Here is a 17,261-nt window from a genome sequence, read left to right as displayed (position 1 = left end):
TTAGCAGAATGATAAGCCCATGGATGACCTCGATCGCGACCTCCTGAGTGCGCTGCGCCACAATGCCCGCACCTCCGTCTCGTCACTGGCGGCGGCGACCGGCGCCTCGCGCGCCACGGTGACGGCGCGCATCGAACGGTTGGTCGATAACGGCACCATCACTGCCTTCACCATCAGGACCGGCCACGAAGCCCGCTCCGCCGGCGTGCGGGCCATCGTCATGATCGAGGTGCTCGGCAAATTGGCGGACAAGGTCGCCGATCAGCTTCGCGGCCTGCCGCAGGTGAGGGCGCTGCACAGCACCAACGGAAAATGGGATTTCATCGCCGAGCTGGAAGACCGCGATCTCGCCTCCTTCGACGAGACGCTGCGCCGGATCCGGCTGATCAATGGCATCAACACGACGGAGTCCAATATCTTGCTGAAGACGAGCAAGATGGGGTTTTAGGAGAGTTTACCCTCGCCCCTTGGGAAGAGTTGCATCCCTGAGCTTGTCGAAGGGATGCCGGGTGAGGGGGCGCTGCCGGGAAGACGCCGTCGACGAGCCGGGACATAGCGCGCAATCCTTACGGTGCAACGCCCCCCTCAACCCGCGCGTTGCGCGACTTTCTCCCCGCCGGGGAGAAAGCAAGGCTCCTCAATACTCATGCTCATAGACTATCCCGGCTTCGCCCGCGCCGTCCGAGCCGGCCGCACCCCGCAGCTTAACGCCGCGCCCCACATCGAGGTTTATGATCGCCTTGGTGTTGTTGGAGGCGCCCTGCTGCAGCTCGATATAGGTGCGCTTGTTCAGATACTTGCCGGCGCCGACCTGCGCCTGACCCTTTGAGTCCGTCGTCACGTCGAGATCGTCGACGCCGAGATGGCTGCGCAGGCCCTCGAACAAGGAGGTGGAGCGGCCGCCGGCGAGCTGGCTTGCGGCATCGGCGAGCTGGGCGATCTGCAGGGCCGAAAGTTTCGACATCGATTGGCCGAAGATCAGTTGCGCCAGCACCTCGTCCTGCGGCAGGGCAGGCGAGGAGGAGAAGCTGATCTTCGGGTCTGTGGCCAAACCGGTGACATCGACGGTGATGGTGGTGGAACTCACGCTCGACGTGGCTTCCATGTCGAGGGCGGGCGTCAGGTCGCCGCCGAAGGTGATCTTGCTGGAATTGGTGAAATCTAGGCGGCGGCTGAGGATGGTCAGGCGGCCGCGCCTCATGGTGAAGCCACCGGAGACGACCGGATCCGCCGCCGTGCCGCGGACGGTGATGCTGCCGCCGAGTTCCGCGTCGATGCCGCGGCCGCGGACGAAAATCTGCGAGGGCGCATCGAGTTGCAGGTCGATGCCAAGGGTGGTGGACTTATCACGCGGTCCCTGCGGCTTCTGATCCTTGAACTGGGCGCTGACGGCGGCCGGTGCGTTCTTATGCTTGATATTAATCTCGGAGAGCGAGGCTGGCAGCTTTTCCGGTACAGTGATCGATGCCTTGTTGAGCTTCAGATTTCCGCTGAGCACCGGAGCGGTCAGCAGCGGCCCCTTGATGCCGAGCGTACCGTTGATGGTCGCGGTCACCAGCGTGCCGTCGACATAGGTGGCATTGTTGAATTTCAACTGGATATCGGCGGGAAAGCCACCGTCGGGAGCAATCCCGACCGTGCCGCTTGCCGATACGCTGCCGCCGCTGGCGAGATTCCCGTTCAGTCGAGAGATAACCGCCTGCCTGCCGTCGAGCGTGACTGTGACGGCGAGACCGTTGAGGGTGAGATTGCGGCGAACGTCGACGAGCTTGGCGCCGTCGGTGGAAATCGTGCCTGTGACGGCGGGCGCCGCCGTCGTGCCGGCAATCTGTATATCGATCTTCGCGGTGCCGGACATATTGAGGCCCTGCGCGGCAAGCTGTCCGGCCATCGCGTCGAAGGGCAGAGTGCCGGAAAATTTCATCGCCAAGGCTTTGTTGCCGGCGACCGCGACGGTGCCGCCGCCATTGAGCGCCAGGCCATTCTGGCCGGTGAGGTTCGTGTCAATGGTGACCGTATTGTTGGCAAACTGGCCGTTCGCCTTGATGCCGAGCGGGCCGAGGCCGGCCGATTTCGTCTGGCTGGTCGCAGCCCCCGACCAATTGGTCTGAAAGGCGACGACGGGTGCGGCCGGCTTCCCGGTCACCGTCACCTTGCCGGAGATCGCGCCTTCTGCCGCCAGTGTAGGCGCGAAGACATTGGCAAGGCTGGCAGGCAGGTTGGCGATCTCAGCGGTAATATTCAGCATCTGTCCGGCCGTGCCACTGACAGTCACCGAGCCGCCGCCGGTCCGGATCGTCAGGCCGCTCAGCGTTGCCATGCCGTCCTTGACGACGATCTTGGTCGGCGAGGCCAGCTTGATCGGGATCGTGCGCGGAGCGCCGGCGAAATCGTCGAGGCTGACGACCGTCTGGCCACCGCCGGTTTCGACATTGCCGCTGGCGGTCAGCGGCGCGTTGTCGTAGTTCGATTTGAGATCGAAAACCGTGCGGCTGCCCTGTTGCGTAAAGGTCAGCCCGAGATCGGTAACGCGATTGGCGCCGGAGGCGATGGCGCCGGCGCGGATGCTGCCATTGGCCGAAAAGGCCTTGAGATCATCGACGGTCAGCGCAATGGCCGGCTTGTCGATCGAGAGATCGTCGCGACGGATGCCGCTACCGCTGGCGTCGACCTTCAGGCCAATCTTGCCATTGGCGCTGGAGAGATCGATCGAGCCTTTGAGATCGCCGTCAGCCTTCTGCCCGGCCAGTGCCGCAAGCAGGCTGAGGTCGGGAAGATCGAAGTTCAACGCGCCTGATGGTTCGAAACTCGGCGAAAGATCCAGCTTGCCCTGCAATTTGTTAGCGCCGACTTCGACGGCGAGCTTCGGAATGCTGGTGCGGCCGTTCTGCGAGATCGCATTGGCGGTGATGCTGATCGGTTTGCCGTCGATTGCGCCGTTTGCCTGTACGTTTGCTTGCGGTGCGTTTGGATCGGCGGTTCCGGTCAGAGCCACATCGAGCGTGTCCAGCAGCCGGCCAGCCAGCTTGACGTTGACCGCCTTTACCGTCGCGTCGATGCCGAGCGCGGTCAGCGGACCCTTGGCCTTGAGGCCGATATCGGCCTGTCCTTCGGCATTCGGAACGAGCTTGGAGAGATCGAGCAGTTTGCCGGTGATCTCCGATGTCAACATCTGTCCATTGAGCACAGCACTGCCGCTGATTTCGCCGACATTTGATTTCAGGGCGAGGTTCGAGAGGTTCATTTTCGTCGGCACCGTGCCGGCGACCTGGCCTTCGAGCGAGATCGTCCCCTCGAACTTGTCCGACACACCGTCCGGCAGCACGCCGGGCAGCGCAAAGATCTTGAAGTTGCCGGTGAGCGACTTTGACGACAGCGTATATTTGCCGTTGACGGTGCCACCGATGCTGGCGCTTTCCAACGTCGTATTGTTGAAGCCGATCGTGTCGGGAGAAAGCTGCAGGGGCGCAGTCAGCGCGACGGGCGCGCGGATCAGGCGGTTGAGATCGGGGCTGATGAAAGCGGTCTGGCCGACCACCAGGCGAAGCTGTAGCGGGCCGGAGCCGTTGGTCAGGTTGAAAGCGTCGCTTTTGGCAATGAGGTTCACCTGACCGATCCGGCCTTGCGGTGTGCTGGCGCTGTCGAGCGAAGCCTTGGCATCGATCTTCACCGCCTGCGCCGCGCCCGTCAGCGCGACATCGGCACGCGAAATCATCGCCCGTACCTCACCGTCTTCCATCGGCCAGCGGAAATCCACGGGGCCTGAAGTGCCGAGCAGGTTGGCGTTGAGGCTGTTGTTGCCTGAGGGATCGAGCGTGCCGGAGGCGGCGATGACGACGCTACCGGTGGCGAGATTGCCGGTCTGGATGTCGATCTTGCCCTTGCCGTCGAACGTGGCGGCGAAGTCGATCGTCGTCTGGCCGGCGAAAAGAGGTCGAAAGGTCGGCGGCAGCAATGAATCGACGTCGCCGCCGCCCTTTACGTCGACGTGGTGGAGCCCATCGGCGGAAATGGCATGATGGCCATCGATCGATACCGTAGGCTTGCCATCGAGCGCGGCCTGCAGCTTGCCGGCCCAGTTGGACAGCGGGCCTTCACCGGAGAGATTGATATTGATCGCCGGCCCGCCCGGCAGATGCAGCATTCCGGCGAGCATGCCGTCGCGCGGTTCGGCGATTTCGGCCTTCAGGTTCAGGCGGTTTTCGGCCGGCGCAAAAGCAATGGTGGTGGAAAGCTTGGCGTCGGGGACATCCTGGCGGTTGGCATCGAGGGCGAGGTCGACGCTGCTGCTGTTCGCCTTGACGCTGCCGTTGGCGGCAAGCGCGAAATCCTGACCGGCAACGGCCTGACCGATGCGAAGATTCGGCAAGGCGAGAGCGCCGATATCAATGGCGATGGGCAGCGAGAAGCCCTTGCTTTCGCTCGTCGCCGCCTGCGGCTCCGCCGCCGCTTTTGTCGTCGAAACCGGCAGGCGTTGAAAATCGACGGCGTCGGCGGCAACGCGATCGGCATGGAAAGTGCCTGTCAGCAGCGAAACCGGCGACCAGTCGACGGCGAGATTCTGGACCTTCGCGAAGGTGCCCTTGGTATCGGCAACGGCAATCGAGCCGACACGGAGGTTGCCGGTCAAGAGACCGGACGGTGCGGCAATCGTAATGGTCTGGTCGGGGGTTGAGACGAGCTTTGCGACTTGATTGACGGCATAGCTGGTCGCGGCCGGCACAAAGCCGACAATGAGCACGGCGGCGACCGCAAGCACGAAGATTGCCACGACCGCATAGGCGATGAGGCGCACCAATCTCCCGAGAATTCGAATCAACATGCTCATGAGAGCGACAGTAACCTCAATTTTCTAACCGCGTGCTGAACCGTCTGCGACTTTACGGCGTGTCAGAAGGCTTGACCGATGCCGGCATAGATGCCGTATGCCGTACCGTTCTCATATTTCCTGAGAGGAACGGCGACGTCGAGCCTGATGGGACCGAAGGGTGTAGCGTAGCGCACACCGACGCCCGCGCCAATGCGAACATCGGAAAAGTCAGGAAAAGTGCTGCCGGTGACGCTGCCCATATCGACGAAGGGCACAATGCCGATCTTGTCGGTGATCTTGACGCGGGCTTCGATAGAGGCGGTGGCGTAGGAGCGGCCGCCAAGCGCATCGCCATCGGAATTATAGGGCGTGATTTCCTGGTAGGCATAGCCGCGGACCGAGCCGCCGCCACCGGCATAGAAACGCCGGGTCGCCGGAATGTCCGAGATGCCGTTGGAACCGATCAGCGAGCCGAGGGAGAGCTTACCGGCGAAGACGACATTATCGTTGGCGCCGACGCCCTGATAGCCGGAAATCGAACCCTCGAACGAGCTGAACACCGTGCCACCGAGTGCTTCATAGCTCGGCTTGGCGCTGATCGAGGCGCGATAGCCCTCGGTGGGATCCAGTTTGTTGTCGCGCGTGTCCCTGACATATTCGAGCGGAATCGCCAGCGTCAGATAGTTTTGATCGCCATAGGCGTCGGTGCTGTCCTGCTCATAGCTCACTTCGCCGCCGGCGGAGACGGTATCCTGATCGGACAGCTCGTAGGCGAGGCTGCCGTTCGCGGTAATGGTGTCGGCATCGTAGGCATCGGGATGCAGGCTTTGCATCTTCAGGCCGGCTGTAAGGGTTGCCGAGGGATAGAAGGTTGCAGGCCGGACATAGGTAATGCCGGCGCTGTAGTCGAGCTGGCCGACATCGGTCGTTTCGCCGATGCGGGAGACCGATCCTTCGATGCGCAGCGAATCCGCCCGGCCGGTCAGGTTGCGATGGCCCCAATAGCCCTGCAGACCGAAACCATCTATGGTGGAATATTGCGCGCCGACGCCGAAATAGCGCTGCTTGCCCTCGGACACTTCGATGGTCATGGGAATGCTGCCGTCCGGGGCGAGCTTGTCGGCCTCGCGGATGGTGACGCTGGAAAAGACGCCGAGTTTGCGCAGGCGGTCGGAGGCCTTTTTCAGTTCGTCCGGCGAATAGGGCCTGCCCTCGTTGATGCGGGCATAGCGCTTGATAAAATCCGGATCGACCGATTTCTGGCCACTGACCCCGACATTGCCGATGGGCGCCACGGGGCCGCTTTCGACGCTGAGCGCGACATCGACCCTGTTTGTCTGGTGATCGGCGACGACATCGCGCTTGGTCAGCTTGGCGAGCGGATGGCCTTCGTTCTTGAAATCGGCGACGATCTTGTCGCCGGCTTTCAGGATCGTCAGCGAGCCGGCGTCGCCGCCGGGCACAAGCCCATAGCTGGCAGGATCGAGACTGTGCGCATCGCCGAGCAGGCTGATCTTGCCAAGCGTGAAGATGGGACCCGGATCGACGCTGATGGTGACGGGAACCGGTTTCGAACGTCCGAAGGCGGGATTCGGCGGCAGCGCATCGATATTCGTGCCGTTGACGGTGATGGTGACCACGCCGCCATAACGCGACTTTTCATAGAGAGTGGCGATCAGCCGGTCGCGGTCGTCGCGCGCCTTGATGACGACGCCGAGATCGCCGGACACAGGCTTCTTCTTGTCCGAAACCAGCATGGAACTCTCGGTCAGGGCCTCCTTGAGATCCTTGTCGAGATTGTCCGTCTTGAAGTCCACGGTGTAGCGAACGGGATCGGAAACCTGCTCTGCCGTGTCGTCTTCGCCCCAGAGCGTCATGCCGAACAGTTTGAAGGCAAGCGCGTTTCCAGCATAGAGCGGGCCGAGTGCAATCGCTGCCGCAACCGCCATTACGGTGCCTGCTCGCCGATACGCAATACTCTTCCTCGGACCAGTTCTTTTATGCATACGCCGCTTTACGGTTATATAAGAACTTTCTCAGTTTGGCGTTTCCCCCGGGTTAACGCGGGGCCACCATAGAGGCAAAAGCGTTCCGCGTGTACCTTTTAGAGTCAAAAACCTGCAAAAAGACGGTGGCCCAAATGAAAAATCCCGGATTTTCCTCCGGGACTTAGGGCGGTTTCAGTGCTTTTTGTGGGGCCGCCGGCGGACGTTGGGGCCTATTCACCCTTCGATCCAGCGTTGAATTTAGCTTGTTTGCATCCGCCCGAGGGCGGTTTGCCTCCTCTCGGAGATGAAAAGACGAGGAGCCGGAATCGAAAAATCCCGGACCTCAGGCCCGGGACTTCGATAGTTCGATCGCTATTCGATCAGTAACCGCCGCCATTATAGTAGCTGCGACGATAGCCGCCGCGCGGGCAATCGTCGATGTAGCGGCGGCCATAACGGTCACGGTAGTAGCACTGGCCGGGCTGTTCGGCGACGCTGCCGATGACAGCGCCCGAAACACCGCCGATTGCTGCGCCGACGGCTGCACCGCGGACGTTACCGGTCACGGCGCCGCCGATGATGGCGCCAGAGGCAGCGCCGATGCCGGCGCCTTGCTCGGTCGGGGTGCAGCTTGCGATAGACAAGCTGACCAATGCGAGCATAAGAGCTTTCTTCATATATTCTCTCCAACGTTAGTTAAGCCGGTACCCCCGGCGAACGCCGTCCCATTTTTTCAGCTCCACCACGATGGGCTGTCCTTGCAGTCCTGCAGCTAAGAAGAAATATCGTGCAAAATATGTTTGTCCATTGGGCACTTGCGGTTTTTTTGGTGCTAAACTCGCTAAGTCTACATTCGGTAAACCAAAGGAACCGCACGGGAGAAAAAACCACGGCCTTTCTAAAGTAGAGGTTGATCGCACTACAAAAAAGTCAAATGATGGCTGTTGCCTCTGGAGGAGAGGCGAGGAGGAAAATATGTCAAAAGTGACTTTGACGGTGAACGGCCGGACGGCCAGCGGCGAGTGCGAGGATCGCACGCTGCTCGTCCATTTCATCAGGGAAAAGCTTGGCCTGACGGGAACCCATGTCGGCTGCGACACCACTCAATGCGGCGCCTGCGTGATCCACATGGACGGCAAATCGGTCAAGAGCTGTTCGATTCTGGCCGTGCAGGCATCCGGCTCCGATATTACAACCATCGAGGGTCTGGCCGCCAATGGCGAACTGCATCCCGTCCAGGCTGCTTTCAAGGAGCATCATGGCCTGCAATGCGGCTTCTGCACGCCCGGTATGGTGATGACGGCTGTCGACATGATCAATCGCCACGGTGGCGCGCTGGACGAAGAGACGGTCCGGGCCGAGCTCGACGGCAATATCTGTCGCTGCACCGGCTATCACAATATCGTCAAGGCAGTCCTTTCTGCCAATGCTGAGATGCACGCCGCCAAGCAGGCGGCCGAATAAGATTTCACCGAGATTGTCTGGCGAACGCCAACGACCGTTATCTTGGCGGATTGCCGACCCCGGAACCCCAATGGGAGGATATCATGGGCGTTGAAGGCATTGGCGCGCGCGTCGCGCGCAAGGAAGACAAGCGATTTCTGACGGGCAAGGGGCGCTATACCGACGACATGGTGGCGCCGGGCATGAAGTATGCCTATTTCGTTCGCAGCCCGTATGCGCATGCGAAGTTCACCGGCATCGACGCGTCGGCTGCATTGGCCATGCCGGGCGTGATCGGCGTGCTGGACGGTAAGCAATTGCTGGCCGATGGCATCGGCAATCTCATCTGCGGCTGGATGATCCACTCCAAGGACGGGACGCCGATGAAGATGGGCGCCTGGCGGCCGCTGGCGGTCGATACCGTGCGTTATGTCGGCGATGCCGTGGCGATCGTGGTGGCCGATTCGCTTGGCGAGGCCCGCGATGCGGCCGAGGCCGTCGTGGTGGATTATGAAGAGCTTCCCGCCGTTATCGAAGCGGTCGAGGCGCTGAAGCCCGGCGCGCCACAGCTTCATCCGGAAGCGGCTGACAATTTGATCTTCGACTGGGAACTCGGCGATGCCGCCGCGACCGACAAGGCAATCGCCGAAGCGGCCCATGTCACGGAGCTCGAAATTCACAACAACCGCCTGTCGCCGAATGCCATGGAGCCGCGTGCGACCCTCGGCATCTATGATGCCGGCGACGATCACTATACCTGCTACACCACCAGCCAGAACCCGCATGTGGCGCGGCTGGTCATGAGCGCTTTCTACAATGTCGCGCCGGAAAACAAGCTACGCGTCATCGCGCCGGATGTCGGCGGCGGCTTTGGCTCCAAGATCTATATCTATCCCGAGGAGATCGTCTGCCTCTGGGCGTCGAAGAAGACCGGCGTGCCGGTCAAATGGACGGCCGACCGTACCGAGGCATTCCTGACCGATGCGCATGGCCGCGACCACGTCTCCAAGGTGAAGATGGCCTTCGATGCCCAAAACCGCATCACGGCGTTGAAGGTCGATACCATCGCCAATCTTGGCGCCTATATGTCGCTCTTCTCGTCCTGCGTGCCGACCTACCTTTATGCGACGCTACTATCAGGCCAATATGCGATCCCGGCGATCCACGCCAATGTTCGCACCGTCTATACCAATACGGTACCGGTTGACGCCTATCGCGGTGCCGGTCGTCCGGAGGCGACTTATCTTCTGGAGCGCACCGTCGAAACGGCGGCGCGCGAGCTCGGCGTGTCACCCGCGGAACTCAGGCGAGCCAACTTCGTCCGCTCCTTCCCCCATCAGACGCCGGTCATCATGAATTATGACGCCGGCAACTACGAGGCATCGCTGGATGCCGCCATGCAGCAGGCCGATTGGAACGGTTTCCCGGCCCGCAAGACTGCGGCGGAGGCGCGCGGCAAGAAGCGCGGCATCGGCATGAGCTGCTATATCGAGGCCTGCGGGCTTGCGCCCTCCCAGGCGGTCGGTTCGCTCGGCGCCGGGGTCGGCCTGTGGGAATCGGCGGAAGTGCGGGTGAACGCGGTCGGCACCGTCGAGGTGCTTACCGGTTCGCACAGCCATGGCCAGGGGCATGAGACGACCTTCGCACAGCTTGTCGCCGACCGGTTCGGCGTGCCGATCGACAGCGTGTCGATCGTTCATGGCGACACCGACAAGGTGCAGATGGGCATGGGCACCTACGGCTCGCGTTCCGGCGCCGTCGGCATGTCCGCCGTCGTGAAGGCGCTCGACAAGGTAGAAGCCAAGGCGAAGAAGATCGCCGCGCATCTCATGGAAGCCGACGAGAGCGATATCGTCATCGAAAACGGCGAGGTCAAAGTCGCCGGCACCGACAAGTCGCTGCCCTGGTTCCAGGTGGCGCTCGCCGCCTATACCGCACATAACCTCCCCTCCGGCCTGGAACCAGGCCTGAAGGAAACGGCCTTCTACGATCCGGCGAACTTCACCTTCCCGGCCGGCTGCTACATCTGCGAAGTCGAGGTCGATCCGGAAACCGGCAAGACCGATATTATCCAGTTCGTCGCCGCGGACGATTTCGGCAATATCATCAATCCGATGATCGTCGAAGGTCAGGTGCATGGCGGCATCGCGCAGGGAGTCGGACAGGCGTTGCTGGAAGCCGTGCACTACGATGCAAGCGGCCAGTTGCTGACGGCGAGCTTCATGGACTACGCCATGCCGCGCGCCGACGATCTGCCGTCCTTCAATCTGTCGCATCAAAACACGCCCTGCCCGAACAATCCGCTGGGGGTCAAGGGCTGCGGCGAGGCGGGCGCCATCGGCTCGCCGCCGGCGTTGATCAACGCCATCACCGATGCGATCGGCAACAATGCCCTGACCATGCCCGCCACGCCGCTAAAGGTGTGGGAAGCAGCCCGGGCCGTGGCCTGAGACAAGGGGAGGAGAAAACCATGTACGCAACCAACTATCACCGCGCCTCCTCGGTCGACGAAGCCGTCAAGCTTCTGTCCGATATGCCGGAAGGCAAATATGTCTCCGGCGGCATGACGCTGATCGCCACCATGAAGCAGCGTCTCGCGTCGCCGAGCGATCTCGTCGATCTCAGGCATATCCCGGCGCTGAAGGGCATCCGCGCCGACGGCCGCAGGGTAACGATCGGCGCTGCGACGACGCATGCGGAGGTCGCCTCCTCGGCGGCGATCCGCGCCGTCTGCCCGGCGCTCTGCAATCTTGCCGGGATGATCGGCGATCCGCATGTCCGCCATATGGGCACGATCGGCGGCTCGGTCGCCAACAACGACCCGGCGGCGGACTATCCTTCGGCCATGCTGGGCTTGGGGGCCACCATTGTGACCGACAGGCGTCAGATCGCAGCCGATGATTTCTTCACCGGGCTGTTCGAGACGGCGCTGGAAGAGGGTGAGCTGATTACCGCCATCACCTTCGAGGCGCCGGAAAAAGCAGGCTATGCCAAGTTCCCCAATCCGGCCTCGCGCTATGCCATGACCGGCGTGTTCGTCGCCAAGGGAACGGACGGCGTGCGGGTTGCAGTCACCGGGGCGGGTGCTGATGGCGTGTTCCGTCACGGCGGAATGGAGCAGGCGCTTGCGGCGAACTGGTCGCCGGATGCGCTCGCCAGCGCAGCCGTCGATCCATCGACGCTCCTGTCCGATCTGCATGCCACGGCTGAATATCGCGCCAATTTGATCAAGGTCATGGCAAAGCGCGCGGCTGCGGTGGCATAGGTTCGCGCGGAAAATGCAGGAAGGGCGGCTTGGCCGCCTTTCCGGTTTCGCGCATTCCGGAGATTGGGCTCAATTGTCAAATCTCGGTGATTGACAATTCTTGTCTGGAATAGTTCAAAATTAAGGGCCATTTGCCGCAGCGAGTGCGAAAGCGATGCGGAGGGGTTGACGTGCAGACCGGCAATCATGAAAAACGGTCGCATGGTTCTGGAGCAGATGATGGATTTCGAAGCATTTTTCAAAGGTGAACTGGACGGTCTTCGTCAGGAAGGCCGGTATCGCGTGTTCGCCGATCTGGAGCGTCAGCGCGGCAGCTTTCCGCGCGCGACCTGGCATACGCCGGAAGGCTCCAAGGACGTAACGGTCTGGTGCTCGAACGACTATCTCGGCATGGGCCAGCATCCCAAGGTGATCGAAGCCATGAAAGAGGCCGTCGATCACTGTGGCGCGGGTGCGGGAGGCACCCGGAATATTTCTGGCACCAACCACTACCATGTTCTTCTGGAGCAAGAGCTCGCCGATCTGCACGGCAAGGAATCCGCCCTGATCTTCACCTCCGGCTATATTTCCAACTGGGCGACGCTCGGCACGCTCGGCGCGAAGATTCCTGGCCTGATCATCTTTTCGGATGCGCTGAACCATGCCTCGATGATCGAGGGCATCCGTTATGCCAAGTGCGACAAGGTCATCTGGAAGCACAACGATCTCACTGATCTCGAAGCGAAGCTGAAGGCCGCCGATCCGAAGGCGCCGAAGCTGATCGCCTTCGAGAGCGTCTATTCGATGGATGGCGACATCGCGCCGATCAAGGAAATCTGCGATCTCGCCGACAAATACGGCGCCATGACCTATCTCGACGAAGTGCATGCCGTCGGCATGTACGGACCGCGCGGCGGCGGCATTGCCGAGCGCGAAGGGCTGATGGACCGGCTGACGGTGATCGAGGGTACGCTCGGCAAGGCCTTCGGCGTCATGGGCGGCTATATTGCCGCTTCGACTGCACTTTGCGATTTCATTCGCTCCTTTGCCTCCGGCTTCATCTTCACGACGTCGTTGCCGCCAGCACTGGCGGCAGGCGCTGTCGCCTCGATCCGGCATTTGAAGGTCAGCCAGTTCGAACGCGCCCGACATCAGGATCGGGTGCGCAGGCTGCGCGCTCAGCTCGACGCTGCCGGCATTCCGCATATGCCGAACCCGAGCCATGTCGTGCCGGTTTTGGTCGGCGATGCCGCCAAGTGCAAGTGGATCTCCGATCTGCTGCTCGACATGGGTGTCTACGTGCAGCCGATCAACTATCCGACCGTGCCGAAGAAGACCGAACGCCTGCGCATCACACCGACGCCGTTGCATTCGGATGCCGATATCGAGCATCTCGTCGGCGCGCTGCATGCGCTCTGGTCGCGCTGTGCGCTGGCAAGGGCTGTCGCGTAAGAGGCGGCTTACATTTTCATTCTTGATCCGGGCGCGGAGATACTGTTTCCGCGCCCTGACTTGTGAATTTCGGGCGACAATCAGGATGCTTGCCAAGCCTGCAACTGCGTGAGGGTGGCGGTCGCTCCGCCGCAGGCGATCATTAGCACGCGCTCGAAGCGCGCCAGCCGATCGGCATGGGCGTAGGCTACGGCCAATGCAGCGCCGCAGGCCGGCTCTACGAGCACGCGATGATCGTCGAGGAAGCGCATGCATGCGTCGACAGCAACCCGATCATCGACAACAACACAATCGACCGGCCTGTTCCGCGTAATCTCAAAAGCGCGTTCGGCGACTTTTCGTGCGCCCAATGATGTTGCGATGCTGGTGATGGCGGGCAGTTCGGTGAGCTTGCCAGCCTTCACGGAGGCTACGAGCGACGCGGCGCCTTCTGTTTCGACAGCAATGATCGGAACATTTTGAAGGCCGTTACGATCAAGCCCTTCCGAAACGCCGGCCAAAAGCCCTCCACCGCCGACCGAAAGAACGACCGCATCGAACGTGATGCCGGCTCTGACGACCTCGTCGATCATCGTTGCGTGGCCCGCCCAGAGGAGCGGATCATCAAACGGGTGAATGAATGCGGTTTCCGCGTCGACCGCCTCGAGCGCGCGCTCGTTTGCCTCTTGCCAGGACGCGCCATGGACGAAGACCTCAGCGCCCTCCTGGCGGATCAGCGACTTTGCCCTTTCGGTCGTGGTCTGCGGAACGAAGACCGACACCGGGATCGAGAGGCGGCGTCCGGCATAAGCCACCGCAATGCCTGCATTGCCTCCGGAGGAGGATACGAAGCGGCGCTTTCCGCTTCTGGCATGATGCTCGCACGCTGCCCCAATACCACGGATTTTGAAGGAGCCGGGCGGCTGAAGCGCATCCATCTTCAACCAGACGGATCGCCCCGACGCCAAACTCAGGGGGCGGGATTCGAGCAGCGGAGTTTCGAGATGCAGTGCCATGGAAAGACTCTCGCTAACAAACAATTCGCAGATCTGCCGATGAGAGCAGTTATCCGTTTCCGGCTTTCACGCCTTCTTGCAGGCGGGTTACGCCGCCTTTTCCTTTTGCGCGACAAGCGCGCTGGCGCGGCTGCGGGCCTCATCGTCGGCGGCAAAGACCGCATCCATCGTTTCGGCGCTGCCGGTGCCGATCATCTGGTCCATGACCGCTTCGGCGATATCGGCCATGTCGAGGAAGCCGATGCGCTCGTCTACGAAGGCCTGAAAAGCTATCTCTTCGGCAGCATTCATGACGGCGCCCTGCAGCCCGCCGCGTTCCAGCGCGGCACGAGCAAGACGCAGCGCGGGAAAACGGACTTCATCCGGCGCTTCGAAATCCAGCCGGGCCAGTTTGGCAAAATCCAGCCGCTCGACATCGAGCTTCGGCCGGGACGGATAGGTCAGCGCATAGCCGATGGCCGTGCGCATGTCCGGGCAGCCGAGCTGCGCCAGCACCGAGCCGTCGGTATAGCCGACCATCGAATGGACGATGGATTGCGGATGGACGATGACCTCGATGTGATCCGGGCCGACATTGAACAGATGTTTGGCCTCGATCATCTCCAGCGCCTTGTTGAACATCGAAGCGCTGCCGATGGAGATCTTCAGGCCCATCGACCAGTTCGGATGCGCGCGCGCTGTCGCTGCCGTGACATTGGCCATCTCTTCGCGCGACCATGTGCGGAAGGGGCCGCCCGAGGCGGTCAAAATGATGCGCTCGACCGCATGCTGCTGGTCATCCTCAAGCGCCTGGAAAATCGCGCTGTGCTCGCTGTCCACCGGGATCAGCCGTCCGCCTCCTTCGCTGACGGCACGAACGAAGAGATCGCCGGCGGAAACCAGGCATTCCTTGTTGGCGAGCGCGATATCGGCGCCCCGTCGCGCGGCTTCCAGCGTCGGCGCAAGCCCTGCCGTGCCGACGATCGCCGCCATTACCCAATCGGAAGGAATGGCGGCAGCCTCGATGAGAGCGTTCCTGCCCGCGGCTGCGGCAATGCCGGTTCCGGCAAGCGCCGCCTTGAGGTCGTGATAGCGCTCCTCATTGGCGGTGACGGCGAGAGCGGCGCCGCAGGCTTTCGCCTGGCTCGCCAAGAGATCGATATTGTCATGCCCGGTGATTGCGGCGATATCGAAGGCTTCGCGCCCGCCCAGTTGGGCAATGACGTCGAGCGTGTTCTGTCCGATCGAGCCGGTCGAACCCAATATCGTCAGGCGGCGCGGCGCCTTGCTCCCGGTGGTCATTCCAGTATCCGCATCTTGCTGTGATTGCCCATGGCTCTACAGGGGATCGCGGGAGGCGGCAAGTCCGCAGCTCTGTCGGCGCGGGCAATACCGGTCCCTTCCCGCTGAAATTACTGGCTTTAGTGGTAATTTCGGGCTGCGAATGAACCAATACGCAGATACCGCGTTTCCCATCCGGCAGAGGCGCAGGAGAAGGGGCAATGGTTTTCAAAGCAGCGACGTTTCATGGCTCAAAGCCCGAAATAGAAAGCGAAAATGCCAAACGCTCGGCGCTGGAATCCACCGTCGCAGACGCTCTCGCCGTCGCCGGCGGCCTTGACGCCTCCGAGGTCACGGTCACCGCCGTGGGCCAGGAAATCCGATTGGACGGAACCGCGGCCACACCGCAGGAAGTCGAGCGGGCAACCGTCGTCGCGGAAGCGGTGCCGGGGGTGAGGCTGGTGAGGAACAGGATTCTGGTGGGGTGAAGCACTTTATTCCACCAAACTACTCCGTTGCTTATGGCGGGCATCACGGAAATAACTGACGCCAATCCTGAGAGTGCCGATGCTTCCAGAAGACGATATCGGACGGCGCCATGTATCTTCAGCCGCAACAACGAGAATTAAGATCGTTTGACTGCTAGGCAAAACCTGCTCCGATCGCATCCTCCGCGAAAATATCCTATCGGAGTCGCGTAATCTCCATGCTATATATCGAGGCGCAATAGTGACTTAGAGCAATAATCGCCGCTCGTTGTCACATCGTTCCTGTTTCCAAATTTCAGATATCTGATCAGTTCGCCATCATTCGACGAAGAGCGCATCGCAAAAGCGCCCCCGTCCCGCCGACAACGATCTCGACGGAACAAAAAACCCATGCAGCAACTTTCAATGCCTCTGTTCTAGCTTCCGGCTCACGGATCGATATTGCGGCAGCCTGGCGCATTTCTTTTGTCAATTGATGTTGCGGCTACTCAAAGCGCATCACTTGAGGACGAGGGACAAATGAAGCTGTACCATTACACCACGTTTTCCGGTGCTCTTGGGATTCTCGGGTCGAAGTCTCTGTGGGCGTCGTGCATTCATTTTCTGAACGATAAGGAAGAGTTCAGGCACGGAATTGCTCTCGCTTCCGAGATTGCCGAAGGCCGGATCAACACGCAGGGTCTAAATGGAAAGCGACTGCTTGGGAGTATAGAGAAAATCCTTCACACGGTTCGGCGAAACTTCGTCTGCGTAGCCTCATTTGCGGAAAATGGGGACCTGCTTAGCCAATGGCGGGGATATGCCGCACTCGGTGGCGTTTCCTTGGGCTTCCATAAATCCGCCCTGGAAGCAGCGGGACAACGGACCCATTTCAAACTGCTGAAATGCGTTTACGACGATAGCGACAAAATCAAGATCATAAACAATTACCTCGAGCCGTTCCTGTTCGAGCTTGAGGAGCAACAATTTTCAGACGAAAATATTTGGCACCTTGCCGAAGGGTGGGTCGCCGGTTTCCATGTCTATGCCTCAAGCTTCAAAGATAAAAGCTTTGCGGAGGAGAATGAGTGGCGGCTGATCTCAGATCCGACCACGATAGATCACGACAAGGTCCGTGTCCGCTCAGGCCCCGGCTTTCCAATCCCTTATTTCGATCTTCCGCTGCAGCAATCGCTTGTTGAGGGACAAACCGATCTGGGCTTGGATTCGATCATGATTGGACCGCATAGCGAGCAGGAACTGGCCGAGACCGATGATGTCCCAGGGAGTGGTGTAGCTCGGTCGATCGTCGAGCTTTCCGGACAGGGCCGGGAACGGGTCAGCTTGCCGCAGCAGGCAAGTTGATGAGCGGATCATCGCTCATTGTCGCGATGGTTTCCAGTGTCATGTACCGCGAGCGCTGAACAGCCCACTCATCATTTTGCTCCAGAAGCAAAGCGCCGACGAGCCTGACGATGGCATCGTCGTTTGGAAAGATGCCGACGACCTCGGTCCTTCGCTTGATTTCTCCATTCAATCGCTCAATCGGGTTCGTGCTGTGAAGCTTGGTCCAGTGCTGCTTGGGAAAGGTCATGTAGGCGA

Annotated in this window: 13 protein-coding genes; 7 read left to right on the top strand and 6 right to left on the bottom strand. The window is 61.0% G+C overall.

Annotated features, from left to right (window positions below; translation table 11 throughout):
• Positions 1-19: 19 nt before the first annotated feature.
• A complete protein-coding gene (locus tag K290_RS0107075; protein WP_028751246.1) occupies positions 20-448 on the top strand; it encodes an Lrp/AsnC family transcriptional regulator in 429 nt (142 codons plus the stop codon).
• A 189-nt stretch (positions 449-637) separates the two neighbouring features.
• Here the strand turns inward: K290_RS0107075 and K290_RS0107070 are convergent, their stop codons facing one another.
• The 3 genes from K290_RS0107070 to K290_RS0107060 form a co-directional block, all read right to left on the bottom strand.
• The gene (locus tag K290_RS0107070; protein WP_028751245.1) at positions 638-4,828 is read right to left on the bottom strand and encodes a translocation/assembly module TamB domain-containing protein; all 4,191 of its coding nucleotides are present in this window, start codon (positions 4,826-4,828) and stop codon (positions 638-640) included.
• Between the two features lie 62 nt (positions 4,829-4,890).
• Positions 4,891-6,816 carry an autotransporter assembly complex protein TamA gene (locus K290_RS0107065; RefSeq protein ID WP_172831052.1) on the bottom strand — a complete coding sequence of 642 codons (1,926 nt, stop codon included), beginning with the start codon at positions 6,814-6,816 and terminating at the stop codon, positions 4,891-4,893.
• A 362-nt stretch (positions 6,817-7,178) separates the two neighbouring features.
• Entirely contained in the window at positions 7,179-7,475 is a 297-nt protein-coding gene (locus K290_RS0107060; protein WP_028751243.1) for a YMGG-like glycine zipper-containing protein, read from the bottom strand.
• Between the two features lie 298 nt (positions 7,476-7,773).
• Between K290_RS0107060 and K290_RS0107055 the strand changes: the two genes are divergently transcribed.
• From K290_RS0107055 to hemA, 4 genes are all read left to right on the top strand, one after another.
• On the top strand, positions 7,774-8,262 hold the full coding sequence (locus K290_RS0107055; protein ID WP_028751242.1) for a (2Fe-2S)-binding protein: 489 nt from the start codon (positions 7,774-7,776) through the stop codon (positions 8,260-8,262).
• Between the two features lie 83 nt (positions 8,263-8,345).
• Positions 8,346-10,691, top strand: coding sequence for a xanthine dehydrogenase family protein molybdopterin-binding subunit (locus tag K290_RS0107050; RefSeq protein ID WP_028751241.1), 2,346 nt, complete (start codon positions 8,346-8,348; stop codon positions 10,689-10,691).
• Positions 10,692-10,711: 20 nt separating this feature from the next.
• On the top strand, positions 10,712-11,506 hold the full coding sequence (locus K290_RS0107045) for an FAD binding domain-containing protein (RefSeq protein ID WP_028751240.1): 795 nt from the start codon (positions 10,712-10,714) through the stop codon (positions 11,504-11,506).
• A 219-nt stretch (positions 11,507-11,725) separates the two neighbouring features.
• A complete protein-coding gene (gene hemA, locus K290_RS0107040; protein ID WP_028751239.1) occupies positions 11,726-12,937 on the top strand; it encodes a 5-aminolevulinate synthase in 1,212 nt (403 codons plus the stop codon).
• 80 nt (positions 12,938-13,017) lie between these two features.
• Here the strand turns inward: hemA and K290_RS0107035 are convergent, their stop codons facing one another.
• Together K290_RS0107035 and dxr are read right to left on the bottom strand one after the other, a co-directional pair.
• On the bottom strand, positions 13,018-13,932 hold the full coding sequence (locus tag K290_RS0107035; RefSeq protein ID WP_028751238.1) for a pyridoxal-phosphate dependent enzyme: 915 nt from the start codon (positions 13,930-13,932) through the stop codon (positions 13,018-13,020).
• Between the two features lie 87 nt (positions 13,933-14,019).
• A complete protein-coding gene (gene dxr / locus K290_RS0107030) occupies positions 14,020-15,213 on the bottom strand; it encodes a 1-deoxy-D-xylulose-5-phosphate reductoisomerase (protein WP_028751237.1) in 1,194 nt (397 codons plus the stop codon).
• 200 nt (positions 15,214-15,413) lie between these two features.
• Between dxr and K290_RS0107025 the strand changes: the two genes are divergently transcribed.
• Both K290_RS0107025 and K290_RS35830 read left to right on the top strand, forming a co-directional pair.
• On the top strand, positions 15,414-15,680 hold the full coding sequence (locus tag K290_RS0107025; protein WP_028751236.1) for a BON domain-containing protein: 267 nt from the start codon (positions 15,414-15,416) through the stop codon (positions 15,678-15,680).
• A 519-nt stretch (positions 15,681-16,199) separates the two neighbouring features.
• Positions 16,200-17,024 carry a DUF2971 domain-containing protein gene (locus K290_RS35830; protein WP_051263953.1) on the top strand — a complete coding sequence of 275 codons (825 nt, stop codon included), beginning with the start codon at positions 16,200-16,202 and terminating at the stop codon, positions 17,022-17,024.
• Here K290_RS35830 and K290_RS33880 read toward each other — a convergent pair.
• Positions 16,999-17,261, bottom strand: a 263-nt coding sequence (locus K290_RS33880) for an IS256 family transposase (protein ID WP_037135081.1), incomplete at its 5' end; no start/stop codon positions are given. The two genes, K290_RS35830 and K290_RS33880, sit on opposite strands and share 26 nt — an antisense overlap.

It is taken from the genome of Rhizobium leucaenae USDA 9039 (assembly GCF_000426285.1).
Taxonomy (GTDB): domain Bacteria; phylum Pseudomonadota; class Alphaproteobacteria; order Rhizobiales; family Rhizobiaceae; genus Rhizobium; species Rhizobium leucaenae.
The sequence above is the reverse complement of the archived record's forward strand: the minus strand, read 5'-3'. Positions and strand labels throughout refer to the sequence as shown.